14 protein-coding genes are annotated in these 14,276 nt (G+C 55.1%); 11 read left to right on the forward strand and 3 right to left on the reverse strand.

What is annotated here, in order from left to right:
• Positions 1 to 862 precede the first annotated feature (862 nt).
• The 5 genes from NCR98_RS29695 (at position 863) to NCR98_RS29715 (ending at position 4,545) form a co-directional block, all read left to right on the forward strand.
• Complete coding sequence (locus NCR98_RS29695; protein ID WP_250489367.1) at positions 863 to 1,693, forward strand: RNase A-like domain-containing protein; 831 nt, start codon at positions 863 to 865, stop codon at positions 1,691 to 1,693.
• Between the two features lie 3 nt (positions 1,694 to 1,696).
• Complete coding sequence (locus tag NCR98_RS29700; RefSeq protein WP_010672164.1) at positions 1,697 to 1,999, forward strand: contact-dependent growth inhibition system immunity protein; 303 nt, start codon at positions 1,697 to 1,699, stop codon at positions 1,997 to 1,999.
• Between the two features lie 287 nt (positions 2,000 to 2,286).
• The gene (locus NCR98_RS29705; protein WP_010672163.1) at positions 2,287 to 2,532 is read left to right on the forward strand and encodes a YmjA family protein; all 246 of its coding nucleotides are present in this window, start codon (positions 2,287 to 2,289) and stop codon (positions 2,530 to 2,532) included.
• A gap of 343 nt (positions 2,533 to 2,875) precedes the next feature.
• A complete protein-coding gene (locus NCR98_RS29710; RefSeq protein WP_250489368.1) occupies positions 2,876 to 3,364 on the forward strand; it encodes a cold-shock protein in 489 nt (162 codons plus the stop codon).
• Between the two features lie 326 nt (positions 3,365 to 3,690).
• Complete coding sequence (locus NCR98_RS29715; RefSeq protein ID WP_010257738.1) at positions 3,691 to 4,545, forward strand: PA4780 family RIO1-like protein kinase; 855 nt, start codon at positions 3,691 to 3,693, stop codon at positions 4,543 to 4,545.
• Between the two features lie 67 nt (positions 4,546 to 4,612).
• On the opposite strand, the gene mgtU is transcribed toward NCR98_RS29715, so the two are convergent.
• Positions 4,613 to 4,699, reverse strand: a complete 87-nt coding sequence (gene mgtU / locus NCR98_RS33545) for a magnesium transporter protection protein MgtU (RefSeq protein WP_350029534.1) — start codon at positions 4,697 to 4,699, stop codon at positions 4,613 to 4,615.
• Between the two features lie 10 nt (positions 4,700 to 4,709).
• Entirely contained in the window at positions 4,710 to 7,412 is a 2,703-nt protein-coding gene (gene mgtA, locus NCR98_RS29720; RefSeq protein WP_062758852.1) for a magnesium-translocating P-type ATPase, read from the reverse strand.
• A 658-nt stretch (positions 7,413 to 8,070) separates the two neighbouring features.
• On the opposite strand from mgtA, the gene NCR98_RS29725 reads away from it, so the two are divergent.
• The 6 genes from NCR98_RS29725 to speG all read left to right on the forward strand — a co-directional run bounded on the left by NCR98_RS29725 (position 8,071) and on the right by speG (position 13,842).
• Positions 8,071 to 9,639, forward strand: coding sequence for an ABC transporter substrate-binding protein (locus tag NCR98_RS29725; protein WP_010257743.1), 1,569 nt, complete (start codon positions 8,071 to 8,073; stop codon positions 9,637 to 9,639).
• Positions 9,639 to 10,691: an ABC transporter permease gene (locus tag NCR98_RS29730; protein WP_154210683.1), complete on the forward strand. Its 1,053-nt coding sequence runs from the start codon at positions 9,639 to 9,641 to the stop codon at positions 10,689 to 10,691. Before NCR98_RS29725 ends, NCR98_RS29730 begins: the two co-directional genes overlap by 1 nt.
• Positions 10,688 to 11,545, forward strand: a complete 858-nt coding sequence (locus tag NCR98_RS29735; protein ID WP_010257750.1) for an ABC transporter permease — start codon at positions 10,688 to 10,690, stop codon at positions 11,543 to 11,545. The genes NCR98_RS29730 and NCR98_RS29735 overlap by 4 nt, the downstream gene beginning before the upstream one ends.
• The gene (locus NCR98_RS29740) at positions 11,535 to 12,365 is read left to right on the forward strand and encodes an ABC transporter ATP-binding protein (protein WP_250489369.1); all 831 of its coding nucleotides are present in this window, start codon (positions 11,535 to 11,537) and stop codon (positions 12,363 to 12,365) included. Before NCR98_RS29735 ends, NCR98_RS29740 begins: the two co-directional genes overlap by 11 nt.
• A complete protein-coding gene (locus NCR98_RS29745; protein ID WP_250489370.1) occupies positions 12,355 to 13,035 on the forward strand; it encodes an ABC transporter ATP-binding protein in 681 nt (226 codons plus the stop codon). The genes NCR98_RS29740 and NCR98_RS29745 overlap by 11 nt, the downstream gene beginning before the upstream one ends.
• A gap of 261 nt (positions 13,036 to 13,296) precedes the next feature.
• Entirely contained in the window at positions 13,297 to 13,842 is a 546-nt protein-coding gene (speG, locus tag NCR98_RS29750) for a spermidine N1-acetyltransferase (RefSeq protein ID WP_003850356.1), read from the forward strand.
• On the opposite strand, the gene NCR98_RS29755 is transcribed toward speG, so the two are convergent.
• The gene (locus NCR98_RS29755; RefSeq protein ID WP_010257757.1) at positions 13,843 to 14,262 is read right to left on the reverse strand and encodes a hypothetical protein; all 420 of its coding nucleotides are present in this window, start codon (positions 14,260 to 14,262) and stop codon (positions 13,843 to 13,845) included.
• Positions 14,263 to 14,276: the final 14 nt, after the last annotated feature.

The raw sequence follows: 14,276 nt of genomic DNA on the forward strand, positions 1-14,276 counted from the left end.
TTTAATACTATTTATTCTACGGATATAATATGGCTACTGCTTTTGTCTGGCCTTATGGATGTCAGTTTACAATAGCATTACGGAGCCATGCCGAACAGCCTGTCCGGCACACACCAGAAGCAATGACGTAAAAGGCTATGACCTGCCCCCCCTTAAACTAACATGCCATTCGCCAGCAATGGCTGCAGTTGGCACAAAGTGGACCATTGACAGTAGCAGCGCCTAATAACTTCATATTACGCATAATGGCTCAGGTCGCTTTTTGTGATCTTGGCTAAGGTGCTCATCAAAAGTGCACACTAGTATACATCCCCCCCTCAAATCATTCACCGGATAAATAATTGAAATTATTACATAAAAACCATATGTGAACAGTGTGAATACTTTTCTCTAAAATGATTTTATTATGAATCACGCGCTAGGCATTCGTTATCCTCGCCGGGCTGCTCCGGGGTATGAGATCCAATAATTGGTACACGTTTAGGTACACTCAACAAATCTGAATTGGATAAAAGCGTATAATTACATAAGGTTGAAAAACTATTTCAGATTCCGCCAGCCGCAAGATAAAAATCTTGCGGGCTTTCCTGTGTCTACGATCTTCCTTAAAACATCCCCCTCGACTGACGCAATGCCCGCTTCATCGTCTGACTAACCCCATAAACTAATGAAACTAGCTAGCACCCTACTGTGTGAGTTAACCCCCATAGTTAGTGACCTGACTATATTATTTTAAAAATAAATAACTAATAATCCAAATAACACAGTTTTAAAGAAACAGTGCTTATTTAAGGTAGATCTAATCAAGGCACATACCTGCCTGATTTAAAAAGGATGTCATTCACACAGATGGAGTTGAATCATGGATGATGGGTTAAAGATAGTATTGTCTCCTGTCCAGCTTGCTGCTGCACTTTCTGACAAGTCAGTTACCGAATCTGAGACAATGTCTAACCGTCTTATGGGCGGGCTGGGGCTGGTAATGGGAACGCTTGAGCTGGCCGGGGCAACTGCGCTTTGTATGGCACCCGAGCCTACAGGCTTAACAAAGGCGGCCTGCATCGTTGTTGGCGCGCATAGCATGGACAGTATTAATACCGCAGCAAATCAGGTTCTGAGCGGCAAGAATGTTCGTAGTGCAACATATCGCGCCGCCATTGAGATGGCGAAACAGTTTGGTGCTGATGAAGATACTGCCTGGAAGGTAGGTTTGACCTTCGATGTTGCTGTACCTGTTGCTCTTTCTCTGGGGGCAGGAGCGGCGAGAATTGCAGCCATTCGCACAGGACGCATCAAACTTATTCAACATGAATCAGTAACTGGTCATACGCCCGGAGGCCATGCAATTTTAAAGCATATTGGTAAAACCCAGCATGAACTAGCAGCCCGGTTAAAAAGCATAGAAAATTTGGCTCGCCCGCCAAATGCCATTAGCTCTTTCACCAATATAGATCTGGCCGAAAAATCAGTATCCGATGCCATAAAGGTAAATAAAGAGTGGATAAAGATTTGGGCGGCAAACAGACCAGGACATAATTTAAATATCAAATATGACACCAGAAAAGTCATTGGTTATTCCCTGTTCAGGGGTAGTCAAAAACTGACTCCGGCAACGAAAGTCAAGGTTGTTCTTAAATATGAATTGTACAATGGCAAGCCTTACTATATTCTGACTGCATTCCCGGAGGTTTAAATTATGTTACTAACTACTAATATAGATATTCTGATTGAAGGGACATTAAATCAGGACTTTGACTTTATTACAGGTGCTGACACCATTGATGAAGCTATTGATATTTATACAGCTGAATTAACACTCCAGGATCGTGAAGATCTAAAAAAAGAAGTGATGAACTTTCTGACATATGACGATGAAATGATAAAATCAGAGTTCAGAGACAGGTATATTAACGCCTTTGCACCGGAAGATGGTAAAGGGTTGCTTCTGCGAATACTCGAAAGCATCAACAAGCATAGTGACCATGGCAATCCCTTATAAACGAGCATTGGTGTTCGATGGAGGGTTACCAGAACTTCGTCGAACGCCTCAAAGCCCGCGAGATAAACGTACTGCGGGCTTTTTGTGTCTGTGCAGCCTTGCGGCCTTCCGTGCGAATGCGCTTCAGGCATGTATATCAACATTTTCTGCAACGTCATTACTATACTTCCTTCCGCCTCCCCACTCCCCCTTTACAGCCCCAACCCAAACACGAAATAATACCCCTCTACGCCGGGCCACAATGCCCTGCCAACGCTTAAACCCAAACTCAACTCTGCGGACCCCCTATGAATAACGAAATCTCTCTCAAATACTATGATGTCGCAGATGAGTATGCGACGGAGTCCGCTAAGCCGGTGAGCGAAGCTGAACGTACCCCGCTGGCGCATTACTTCCAGCTGCTGATCACCCGTCTGATGAACAACGAAGAGATCAGTGAAGAGTCGCAGCAGGATATGGCGCGTGAAGCGGGTATCGATGAGCAGCGTATTGATGAAATTGCCGAGTTCCTGAACCGCTGGGGCAACGAGTAACAGACGCTCACCGGCAGACGAGCTTTGCGCAGGTTGCCGGTAATCTGCCTGACTCAACAACCTGATTCGACACAGCGCCGGTATCCCCGTAACAACGCCCAGTGCTGACAGCCACGTGTCCCACGTGGCTGATGTCCGTTCCCGGCTCTACCGACCCATCACTTCGTTTTTATCTGCCGCTACACACACTCCATCACACTCGCCTTCATCCGCCACAAAGTCCCCCTTCCGCCGCTCACCCTCTGGCGCACCTGAAAATTATCATCCAGACTTATATAGTCTGCGCAGGCATTGTGTTTTACACTGCGCGCTGTAAAAAACTGAGTAGATTAAGCAGGCAAAAATGGCGATGAACGGAACGATCACAACCTGGTTTGAAGATAAAGGTTTTGGCTTTATCAAAGATGAAAACGGTGATAACCGCTATTTTCATGTGATTAAGGTCGCCAATCCTGATCTGATCAAGAAAGATGCGGCGGTGACGTTTGAACCCACCACCAACAACAAGGGCTTATCCGCCTATGCGGTGAAGGTCTCGCCGACCAGCAAATACATCTATATCGCAGGCGAGCGGCTCAAGATCACCTCGATTAAGTCTTATCTGGTCTACAACGAAGAAGTCCCGGTCGATGCCGGTGTCGATAAAGAGAACGCGGTGTTGTCAGTGGGACTGCTGCTGAATAATATCCGGCCGAAAACTGACCCGAACGCCAATGAGATGCGCTCGCTGAAAAAGCTGGCGGTCACCACCTTCCAGGGTACGACACTGATCTTCTCTGAAGATGAGATCGACATTGAAAGCACGGTTAAAGTGCTTAAAGGCCTGAAGTAATCCCGCAGGCGGGCCGAAATTCTGTTGGCAGAATTCCGGCCTTCAGCCTCCCGCCAGCCTGCTATTCAGGCACATTTCTCTGACACGAAATCCCCGCCCACAGGGCTGATACATAACAAAGCGTTGCTCTGGCGGATAAAACCGTCCTGCTCTCCCCTCTAATCCATTGTTTATGATAAAACAAAGGTCAAAAGCGCAGCTCATCAAGGTTCATCCCCACAAAGCGACTTTCCAGGGTAGAATTAGAAACTTTGTTCAGTCATTGCCAATGTTTTCCATCATCGCAAAGTGATACGAAAAGCGGGTGAAATAAGGTATAAAGCCGCATGAAAATCCCAAACAGAATCCAGCCCCTGGTCGATGACGGCCTGATTGACGATGTCCTGCAGCGGCTGAAAAGCGGCAAAGAAGCAGACGTCTATACCGTGCTATGCGGCGGCAAGGTGCAGTGCGCCAAAGTCTATAAAGAAGCGACCCAGCGTAGCTTCAAGCAGGCCGTGCAGTATCAGGAAGGTCGTAAAACCCGTAACAGCCGTAACGCCCGCGCCATGCAGAAAGGCACAAAGTTCGGCCGTAAGCAGCAGGAAGAGTCCTGGCAGACCGCCGAAGTAGATGCCCTGTTCCGCCTGGCGAACGCCGGTGTTCGCGTTCCACAGCCTTATCTCTGCATCGACGGTGTGTTACTGATGGAGCTGGTGACCGATGCTAATGGCTCGGTCGCGCCACGTCTCAGCGATGTCTCTCTGTCTGAAGAGCAGGCGGTGACGGATTTCCACACCATGATCCGCAACATCGTCCGTATGCTCTGTGCCGGTATCGTTCACGGTGACTTATCCGAGTTCAACGTACTGCTGGATGACCAGGGCCCGGTGATTATCGACCTGCCACAGGCAGTTGATGCGGCGGCCAATAACCATGCCGAGTCGATGTTTGAACGTGACGTAGACAACATCACCTCCTACTACGGTCAGTTCGCTCCGCAGCTGTTGAAGACGCGCTATGCCAAAGAGATCTGGCTGCTCTATGAAGATGGCAAGCTCACCCCGGAAACGCCGCTTACCGGGAAGTTTGTGGAAGAGGAGCGCGTGGTGGATATGGATTCTCTGATGGATGAGATCATCACCGCTGAAGATGAATATTACGAGCGCCAGCGCGCCAGCCGTGAGCGCGACGAAGAGTAACTGCATCAATAAAAAAAGGCAGCGAGTCGCCTCGCTGCCTCTTAATTACCGCACTATCACAACGTCATCACCGCACGATGACCGTCAGCGCAATCAGAGTTAAGCCGATGATCATCACGCCGACAAAGACCTTATCGAGCCTGCTTTTTTTCATCTTCCCCTCCCTAGAACCACTGACCAAAGCGACGGATATAGAAACGCTTCATGCCCTGCGCCACCAGGCAGTAGCTGAACAGTGTCAGCACCAGCCACGGGAAATATTGCCATGGCAGTGGCACCAGACCGACCATCGCACCCAGCGGTGAGAACGGGATCAGGATGCCCAGCGCCATCACCGCCAGCGTGGTCAGCATCACCGGTAAGGTGGCGCGGCTCTGGATAAACGGAATCTTCCGGGTACGCAGCATATGCACTACCAGCGTCTGTGACAGCAGCCCCTCAATAAACCAGCCGGACTGGAACAGCGACTGCACGCCTGCATGGTTAGCGCCGAAAACAAACCACATCAGCGCAAAGGTGGTGACGTCAAAAATTGACGAGGTCGGGCCCATCCACAGCATGAAGCGTTTGATGTTGCCGGCATCCCATTTACGCGGCTTATTCAGAAACTCACGGTCAACCTTGTCCCACGGCAGCGCCAGCTGGGAAACGTCATACATCAGGTTTTGAATCAGCAGATGAATCGACAGCATCGGCAGAAACGGAATAAAGGCACTGGCCACCAGCAGCGAGAAAACGTTGCCGAAGTTGGAGCTGGCGGTCATGTTGAGATACTTGATGATGTTGCCAAAGGTCTCGCGTCCTTTGAGTACACCCTCATTCAGCACCTGTAAATCTTTCTCCAGCAGGATGATGTCCGATGAGGCTTTCGCCACATCCGCCGCGCTGTCCACGGAAATCCCGGTGTCAGCCGCCCGCAGCGCAGGCGCGTCATTAATGCCATCGCCCAGGAACCCGACGGTGTGACCGTTCTGCTGCATCAGCCGCACCAGACGGGATTTCTGCAGCGGCGTCAGCTGAGCAAACAGGGTGCAGCGCTCGGCTTCCTGCGCCAGCTCATCATCGTTCATCGCCTCAATCTGATCGCCGGTCAGCATGGCCGGATCGGTCAGCCCGACATCGGCACAGACCCGCAGCGTCACCAGCGGATTGTCACCGGTAAGTACTTTCACCGTCACACCGCTGTCACGCAGGGCTTTAATCGCCTTACCCGCGCTGGCTTTAGGCGGATCGCGGAAGGTCAGCATTCCCTGGATAATCAGATCGCGCTCATCACTGTCGCTGAGCGGCGCGTGTAGCTCGCCATCACGGGTTGCCACCAGCAGCACGCGATAACCCTGCTGATGATAGTGTTCGGTCTGCGCCAGCAGCGCCGCACGCTGTGCCGCATCCAGTGCGACCACCGTGTCGCCCTGCCGCACGGCAATGCTGACGGCCAGCATCTCTTCCACTGCGCCTTTGCAGATCAGTTGTGAACGATGCTGAGTCAGATCTTCCACCAGCACCGACACCCGACGGCGGGTAAAATCAAACGGCAGCTCATCGATCAGCTGGAACTGGCTGCGCTGAGACTGTGAAATGACCTTATCGCCCGCGCAGAGTAAGGCGCGATCCATCAGGTTTTTCGCGCCACTCTGGCTGCCGCTATTGAGCCATGCCAGCAGCAGCACCTGTGCATCTTCGTTGCCCCGCGCATCCAGATGATGCGCCAGCAGGATGGTGTCCTGGGTCAGCGTGCCGGTTTTATCGGTGCAGAGCACATCCATCGCGCCGAGGTTCTGAATGGCGTTGAGCTTTTTAACGATCACTTTGCGGCGTGACATCGCAATCGCGCCCTTAGCCAGGTTGGCGCTGACAATCATCGGCAGCATTTCCGGGGTCAGTCCGACCGCGACCGCCAGTGCAAACAGTGTGGCATCCATCCAGTCGCCTTTGGTAAAGCCGTTAATCAGCAGCACCACCGGAACCATCACCAGCATAAAGCGGATCAGCAGCTTGCTGACGCTGTTCACCCCGCGGTCAAACGCGGTCTGCGGACGGCTTCCGGTCAGCGATGAGGCCAGGGAGCCGAACCAGGTCTCGCCGCCCGTCGCTACCACGACTGCGCTGGCTGTGCCGCTGGCCACGCTGGTGCCCATCAGGCAGATATTCGGTGATGCCAGCCGCTCCTGGGCGGTCTGACCTTCGGCATCGATACCCGCATCGCAGCTCTGTTTCTCAACCGGCAGCGACTCACCGGTCAGTACTGCTTCACTGATAAACAGATTACGTGAACTCAGCAGACGGACATCGGCAGGCACCTGATCGCCGGTGCTGAGCAGAATGATATCGCCCGGCACCAGTTCGCTCATATCCACATCCTGACGCTGCGCGGTTTCGCTGCCTGGCTCACGGCGCAACACGGTGACCTGGCTGCGCACCAGTGACTTCAGTGCCTGCGCCGCACGGTTAGTGCGAAACTCCTGCCAGAAGCGCAGCAGCCCGCTCAGCATCACCATGGTGAAGATGATGATCACGCCGGAGAGATCGGTCTCCTGACCGGCGCGCAGCGGCAGAATATAGTCGGTAAACAGGCTCACCAGCGCCAGGACCAGTAATACGTAGATAAACGGGTTATTAAACGCCATCAGCAGCTGAATCAGCGCAGGTGGCGCTTTCTCATGCGCCACTTCATTACGGCCATACAAAGCCAGTCGTTTCGCCGCCTCAGCCTGGGTCAGACCCTGACGCTGGCTGCGCAGGTTCGCCAGCGTCATATCAATGTGCTGGTCTGCCTGCTGCGCCACAGCAAACATTTTTTTACTTTTTTTATCATTACGGTTGCCGGATGAAGTGATCGCAACCTGCTCCAGTTTCATGTCGCTCATTTCGACATCTCCCTGATTTAAAGCAATAGTTGTCCTGCACGGGAAATAACGTGCATGGATAAAACCTGGCGTAGCCGGGTTATTTAATGGGGTGACTTTCAGAAACAGTCAGGTTATTCCGCCTGCACACAAAATAATGACGCGCACAGGGTTACCTGACGCCGGTTATACGCGGCGTTTTAAAAGTCTGATATCAGCGATTGGGCGCAGCCTGGGCTACGCCAGACGGGGCGGAGGAAAAAGAGCGAATAAAAACAGCAGCATAACGCGCACTCCTGGTGATAGCAGGATTAAAAACAAGGAGCGCGATCGTTAATTAAAGCGGGGATCGCTGCTCGCCGGTTGGCAAGCAGCAGAGGAAACTCAGCTTGCCAGAATAAAGGTTAATCTCGGGTGACTGTCCAACTGAATTCTCCTGAAGTTATCTGCCGCCATTATAAAGAGAGGCCGGCGTCGGTAAAGCAATAACGTATTGAATAACGGTTTCGTTGAGGATTTGTTTCTGCTCAGGTTGCCGCTTCGGTAACAGCGTGGCGATCTTCTTATAACCGCCAGGTAATGCTTATAACCTTTTGGCATATGATTAGCCCATATTCGACTATTCTTCGCATCGGCCCTTTCGTAAACTCGCGTAACTTTTTAGAGGCAAGGAAATTTCATGAAAACTATAATTCCATCACTGCTGGCGCTGACGCTGGCTGCCGCCTTCACAGCCCAGGCCGCAACACCAAAAGATACGCTGGTGATTGCACAATCAACTGACGACGCAGACAGCTTCGACCCGGCCAAAGGGTTTGAACTGACCAGCGTTCAGGCCTTTACGAACATCTATCAGCGTCTGGTACAGTCTGACCCGCAGAATCCGGTGGATCTGAAACCCACGCTGGCCACCTCGTGGCAGCCCGGCAGCGACAACCGCAGCCTGACCTTTGAACTGCGCAAAGATGCGAAATTCTCTACCGGCAACCCGCTGCGTCCGGAAGATGTGATCTTCTCGCTGGGCCGCGTGGTGAAACTGAACCTCGATCCCTCTTTCATCCTGACGCAGCTCGGCTGGAACAAAGATAACGTCGATGGCTTCCTGAAGAAAGTCGACGACAATCATGTGCAGATCAGCTGGACCGCCAACGTCAGCCCGACCTACGTCCTGAGCCTGCTCTCTGCCCCGGTTTCGTCCATCATTGATGAAAAAACCGCGATGGCGAACCAGAAGAACGGCGATTTCGGTAACGCCTGGCTGGCCACCCACTCGGCGGGCAGCGGCCCGTATCAGATCCGCAAAGTGGTGATGCATCAGGTGGTGCTGCTCAGCGCTAACCCGACCTCACCAGCGGGCGCGCCAAAAATGAAGAACATCCTGATCAAAAACGTGCCTGAACCGGCTGCGCGTCGTCTGCTGCTGGAACAGGGTGATGCCGATATCGCCCGTAACCTGGGTGCCGATCAGATTGCTGCGCTGAACGGCAAACCGGGCGTGAAGACGGAAGCGATTCCCATGGCGTCGCTCTACTACATCCAGTTCAACATCGGTGCGAACGAGACGATGAAGAACCCGGCCTTCTGGGAAGCGGCACGCTACCTGTGGGATTACAAAGGCATCGCCAGTGAGCTGCTGAAAGGTCAGTTCGACGTGCATCAGAGCTTCCTGCCTAAGGGCTTCCTGGGCGCGATCAACGACACGCCATACAGCTACGATCCGGAAAAAGCCAAAGCGATTCTGAAGAAAGCGGGCCTGAACAACGTCACCTTCAAGCTCTCCACCAGCAACCAGCCGCCTTATCTGGATATCGCACAGGCGCTGCAGGGCAGCTTCGCCAAAGCGGGCGTGAAAGTGGAAGTGGTGCCGGGTCTGAGCTCCGAAGTGTCGACCAACGTGAAAGCGCATAAATATGAAGCGACGCTGAACGCCTGGGGCTCCGACTACTTCGATCCCAACACCAATGCCGCCTCGTTTGCTTACAACCCGGAAGATGGCAGCAAAACCATCGCCTTCCGTTCAGACTGGCACATTCCTGAGCTGAACAAGCAGGTGATTGCGGCGACCGCCGAGAGCGATCCGAAGAAACGCGTGGCGCTGTATGAAGCGATGCAGCGTGAAGTAATGAAGAACTCACCGTATGTGATTGGGATGCAGGCGAAGAACCTGATCGCCCTGCGCGACAACCTGAAAGGCTATGTGCAGGGCATTAACCCTGACATGGTGTATTACTCGCAGGTCACTAAGTAATGGCACAGTCTGTTCCTTCAGCCGGGTTCGCCCGGCTTTTTTGGCAGCGTGGCGGGCGCCTGATCGGTAGCGTACTGTCGCTGCTGGTCACGCTGCTTGGCCTGCTCGCCTTCACCTTTATGCTGTCGCATCTCTCGCCGATCGATCCGGTGCAGCAGATCGCCGGCGATCACGCCAGTGAAGCGACCTATGAGCAGGTGCGTCATGACCTGGGTCTCGACCAGCCGGTGCTGATGCAGTTCTGGCGCTACGTCGAACATCTGGCACAGGGCGATCTGGGTGTCTCCCGTCTCACCAATCAGTCGGTGAGCGGCGACCTTATGACCACCTTCCCCGCCACCATCGAGCTGGCGACCTGCGCGATGCTCTTCGCGGTGGTGTTCGGTGTGACGCTGGCGCTGCTGGCCGCCTGGAAACCGGGGAGCTGGATCGATAATCTCGCCCGCTTTGTCTCGCTGCTGGGCTACTCGGTGCCGGTGTTCTGGCTCGGCCTGCTGGGCCTGCTGCTCTTTTATGCGGTGCTGCACTGGTCCGCCGGACCGGGACGGCTGGATGATATCTGGGTCTATACCCTGGAGCCGAAGACCGGCTTTGTGCTGATCGACAGCTGGCTGTCGGGTGAACCGGAGATGTTCCGCAATGCGATTGCGCACCTCTGGCTGCCGGTGGTTATCCTCGGCCTGCTGGCGATGGCGGGCATTACCCGCCTGCTGCGTGCTGCGCTGCTGGAAGAGAGCAGCAAAGAGTATGTGGTGCTGGCGCGTGCTAAAGGCGCGGGTCGGGTGCGCATCCTGCTGCGCCATATCTTCCCCAACGTGCTGGGCACGCTGGTCACGGTGATCGCCCTCTCCTACGCTACGCTGCTGGAAGGCTCGGTGCTGACTGAAACCGTCTTCGCCTGGCCAGGTGTGGGTCGCTATATGACCAATGCGCTGTTCTCCGGCGATGTGCCGGCGATTCTGGGCTCAACCCTGTTAATCGGCAGCTGCTTTATCCTGATTAACACCCTGGCGGATGTTTTAACCTGGTTAACCGATCCGAGAACCCGATGACGCAACAACTCTCTGAACTCGAAACGCTGCGACCACGCCGTCGCCGTCAACGCGTTACCTCGTTAACCGTTGGGCTGACGCTGGTGGCGATTCTTATCCTGATGGCACTGCTGGCGCCGCTGATTGCGCCGTTCGATCCGAACGTGCAGACCATGTCGAGCCGTCTGCTGGCGCCGTCGGCACAGCACTGGTTCGGCACCGACGGCTTTGGCCGCGATCTGCTGTCGCGCGTGATTTACGGTGCGCGTCCGACCCTGCTGCTGGTGTCGCTGATTCTGGTGCTGACTATTCCGGCCGGGCTGCTGATCGGCATCACCGCCGGTTACGTGGGCGGCTGGACCGAACGCCTGCTGATGCGCATTACCGATATCTTTCTGTCACTGCCCAACCTGGTGATCGCGCTGGCGCTGGTGGCGATTCTCGGCCCTGGCCTGATGAACGGCGCGCTGGCGCTGGCACTGACCAGCTGGCCGCCGTTTGCCCGTCAGGCACGCGCTGAAACCCTGGCACTGCGCCGCAGCGACTACCTTGCTGCCGCGCGGATGCAGGGGATTACGGGCTTTCGCCTGATGTTCGGTCATATCCTGCCGCTCTGCATGCCGACGGCGGTAGTCCGCGCCGCCCTGAGCCTGGGCGGGATTATCCTGGCTGCGGCCGGACTCGGTTTCCTCGGTATGGGCGTTCAGCCGCCGACGGCGGAATGGGGTTCGATGGTGGCCGAAGGCAGTAAAGTCATTTTTGATCAGTGGTGGGTTGCTGCTGCACCGGGCGCGGCGATTCTGTTTGCCAGCCTGGCCTTTAACCTGACAGGCGATGGCCTGCGCGACCGACTGGATACCCGTCATGCAAAATAATCTGCTCCATGCCGAGGGGCTGACCATTCGCAGCGACGATGCGCTGCTGGTCGACAACATCAGTTTTTCCGTGGGTCGCGAGCGCGTGGCGCTGGTCGGTGAGTCCGGTTCCGGCAAGTCACTGACCGCCCGCAGCCTGATGGGCTTACTCTCGCCCGAGCTGCATCTGCAGGCCAGCCAGCTCCAGGTGGCCGGTGAAAATGCGCTGACGCTAAGCGAGCGTCACTGGAACCAGCTGCGCGGTAACCGCGTGGCGATGGTGATGCAGGACCCGAAGTATGCCCTTAACCCGACGCGCACCATTGGCTGGCAGGTGGAAGAGCCGCTGATCCTGCATCGCCGTCTGAGCCGTGCCGAGCGCAAAGAGAAAGTATGTGAAATGCTGGATGCGGTCGGCCTGCCCGATCCGCGTCGTCTGATGCAGCAGTATCCGCATCAGCTCTCTGGCGGCATGGGCCAGCGCGTGATGCTGGCGATCGCCCTGATTACCGATCCGGACTTCCTGATCGCCGATGAACCGACCTCCGCGCTGGATCATGCCATGCGCGATCAGGTGCTGGCGCTGATCCGCGGTCTGGTGGAGGCGCGCAACATGGGCCTGCTGCTGATCAGCCATGATTTGCAGCAGGTTTCAGAACATTGCGAGCGGGTGATGGTGATGTATAAAGGCCGGTTGCTGGATACGCTACCCGCCGCCGATCTGCCGCACGCTACTCATCCCTACACCCGCACGCTGTGGGCCTGCCGTCCGGGCAAAGCGACCCACGGACAGACTTTACCGGTGCTGGACCGCGCTGCGCTGGAGGCGAATGATGATTAAGCTGCAGAATCTAAGCGTCGCCCACAAACAGGGTTACGAGCTGCGCACCGTGGTGCATGAGGTTAACCTGGAGGTTAACGCTGGTGAGTGTTTTGGTCTGGTGGGTCCGTCAGGCTGCGGCAAGTCGTCGCTGCTGTGGGTGCTGGCAGGTCTGAACCCACACTGGCAGGGTCAGATGCAGCTTGCCGGTCACGAAGTTCAGCCGGGTAAAGCCTTCACCGGCGCGCTGCGTCAGGAAGTGCAGATGGTGTTTCAGGATCCCTATGCCTCGCTGCATCCGCGTCACCGGCTGCGTCGCACGCTGGCCGAGCCGCTGAAGCTGCTGAAACGCGACAATATCAACGATCGTATCGATCAGGGCTTCCGTCACGTCGGGCTCGATCCCGCTCTGGCGGATCGCTATCCGCATCAGCTCTCCGGCGGCCAGCGTCAGCGTGTTGCCATCGTGCGCGCCCTGCTGCTGCAGCCGAAGATCCTGCTGCTGGATGAGCCGACGTCGGCGCTGGATATGTCAGTGCAGGCGGAGATCCTCAATCTGCTCAACGATCTGAAACAGCAGGATGGTCTGACCATGGTGCTGGTGAGCCACGATCCCGACGTGATCGATCACATGTGCGATCGCGCCGTGCACATGTCGCAGGGTCGTATCATCGAACAGATCTCTGCCTGAAATCAGGCCGGACGGCGTTCACCTGCCGTCCGGCGCTGCTGCATCCGCCACGCCTTTCTGTAACATCCCCTTCTTTCGCCATTAGCCTCATCCTCTCTATTGCCAGAATGGCGCGCTGTCCTCTTCCTCTGAGTCATTAGATTGCCACGCGACGCTGTAAACCTTTACAGACTGAAGCAGGCAGCGAATGCGACAGCGCAAAACGCAGCGGCTGGCTGATGCGGTATACTCGCGACCATTATTTCATGAGAGGAAAAGGCAATGACGGTAAAACTGCGTCCGCTGGAGCGGGAAGATCTGCACTTTGTCCATCAGCTGGATAACAACGCCAGCGTGATGCGTTACTGGTTTGAGGAGCCGTATGAGGCGTTTGTGGAGCTGTCCGATCTCTACAACAAGCACATTCACGATCAGACAGAACGTCGCTTTGTGGTCGAGCACAGCGGGCAGAAAGCGGGATTAGTGGAACTGGTGGAAATCAACCATGTGCACCGCCGCGCCGAGTTTCAGATCATTATCGATCCGGCCCATCAGGGCAAAGGACTGGCAACCCAGGCGGCAAAACTGGCGATGGATTACGGCTTTTCGGTGCTGAATCTCTACAAGCTCTACCTGATTGTCGATCAGGAGAACGAAAAAGCGATCCACATCTACACCAAGCTCGGCTTCGAGATCGAAGGCGTGCTTAAACATGAGTTTTTCATCAACGGGGAGTACCGCAACACCATCCGCATGTGCATTTTCCAGCATCAGTATCTGGAACGCCATAAAACGCCAGGCGGAATGGTGAAGCCGACCGCGCAGTAATCAGCCGCGCGCGCCAACCGGGTTCATAAAGGGACGCGGGTGTTCAGGCTTAAGGTCGTACATGCCGCCATAGAAGGGATCGACCAGCAGCCAGCCGGGGAAGCCACCCAGTGGGATATTGCCCAGCAGATACCACAGGTTAGCGCGTGCCTCGATAGGCACCGTGACCGGCACGTAGCCCGGACTTTCCAGCATCAGCAGGTAGTGCTTTTTGCCGAAGTAGCGGCCGGTAGATTTTTCCAGTTCAACGGTCTGCGGCGTGAAACCCTGCGCAACCGCATAGCCACGCTCATCCTGCACGGTAAAGCGCGCGCCCTGCGGCAAGGAGTCGATGCGCACCAGTTGGGTTTCATTGCCGACAATGGTGGCACAGCCGCTAAGCAGCAGCGCGGCGGCCAGGGCCAGAATTCGCTGTTTCATGAAGGGGTCCACAG

The sequence above is a fragment of the Caballeronia sp. GAWG2-1 genome, assembly GCF_023631405.1.
Classification (GTDB): domain Bacteria; phylum Pseudomonadota; class Gammaproteobacteria; order Burkholderiales; family Burkholderiaceae; genus Caballeronia.

Coding starts and splice junctions, on each gene's coding strand:
- NCR98_RS29695 (WP_250489367.1), top strand. CDS start 863: ATGGATGATGGGTTAAAGATAGTATTGTCTCCTGTCCAGCTTGCTGCT.
- NCR98_RS29700 (WP_010672164.1), top strand. CDS start 1,697: ATGTTACTAACTACTAATATAGATATTCTGATTGAAGGGACATTAAAT.
- NCR98_RS29705 (WP_010672163.1), top strand. CDS start 2,287: ATGAATAACGAAATCTCTCTCAAATACTATGATGTCGCAGATGAGTAT.
- NCR98_RS29710 (WP_250489368.1), top strand. CDS start 2,876: ATGGCGATGAACGGAACGATCACAACCTGGTTTGAAGATAAAGGTTTT.
- NCR98_RS29715 (WP_010257738.1), top strand. CDS start 3,691: ATGAAAATCCCAAACAGAATCCAGCCCCTGGTCGATGACGGCCTGATT.
- mgtU (WP_350029534.1), bottom strand. CDS start 4,699: ATGAAAAAAAGCAGGCTCGATAAGGTCTTTGTCGGCGTGATGATCATC.
- mgtA (WP_062758852.1), bottom strand. CDS start 7,412: ATGAGCGACATGAAACTGGAGCAGGTTGCGATCACTTCATCCGGCAAC.
- NCR98_RS29725 (WP_010257743.1), top strand. CDS start 8,071: ATGAAAACTATAATTCCATCACTGCTGGCGCTGACGCTGGCTGCCGCC.
- NCR98_RS29730 (WP_154210683.1), top strand. CDS start 9,639: ATGGCACAGTCTGTTCCTTCAGCCGGGTTCGCCCGGCTTTTTTGGCAG.
- NCR98_RS29735 (WP_010257750.1), top strand. CDS start 10,688: ATGACGCAACAACTCTCTGAACTCGAAACGCTGCGACCACGCCGTCGC.
- NCR98_RS29740 (WP_250489369.1), top strand. CDS start 11,535: ATGCAAAATAATCTGCTCCATGCCGAGGGGCTGACCATTCGCAGCGAC.
- NCR98_RS29745 (WP_250489370.1), top strand. CDS start 12,355: ATGATGATTAAGCTGCAGAATCTAAGCGTCGCCCACAAACAGGGTTAC.
- speG (WP_003850356.1), top strand. CDS start 13,297: ATGACGGTAAAACTGCGTCCGCTGGAGCGGGAAGATCTGCACTTTGTC.
- NCR98_RS29755 (WP_010257757.1), bottom strand. CDS start 14,262: ATGAAACAGCGAATTCTGGCCCTGGCCGCCGCGCTGCTGCTTAGCGGC.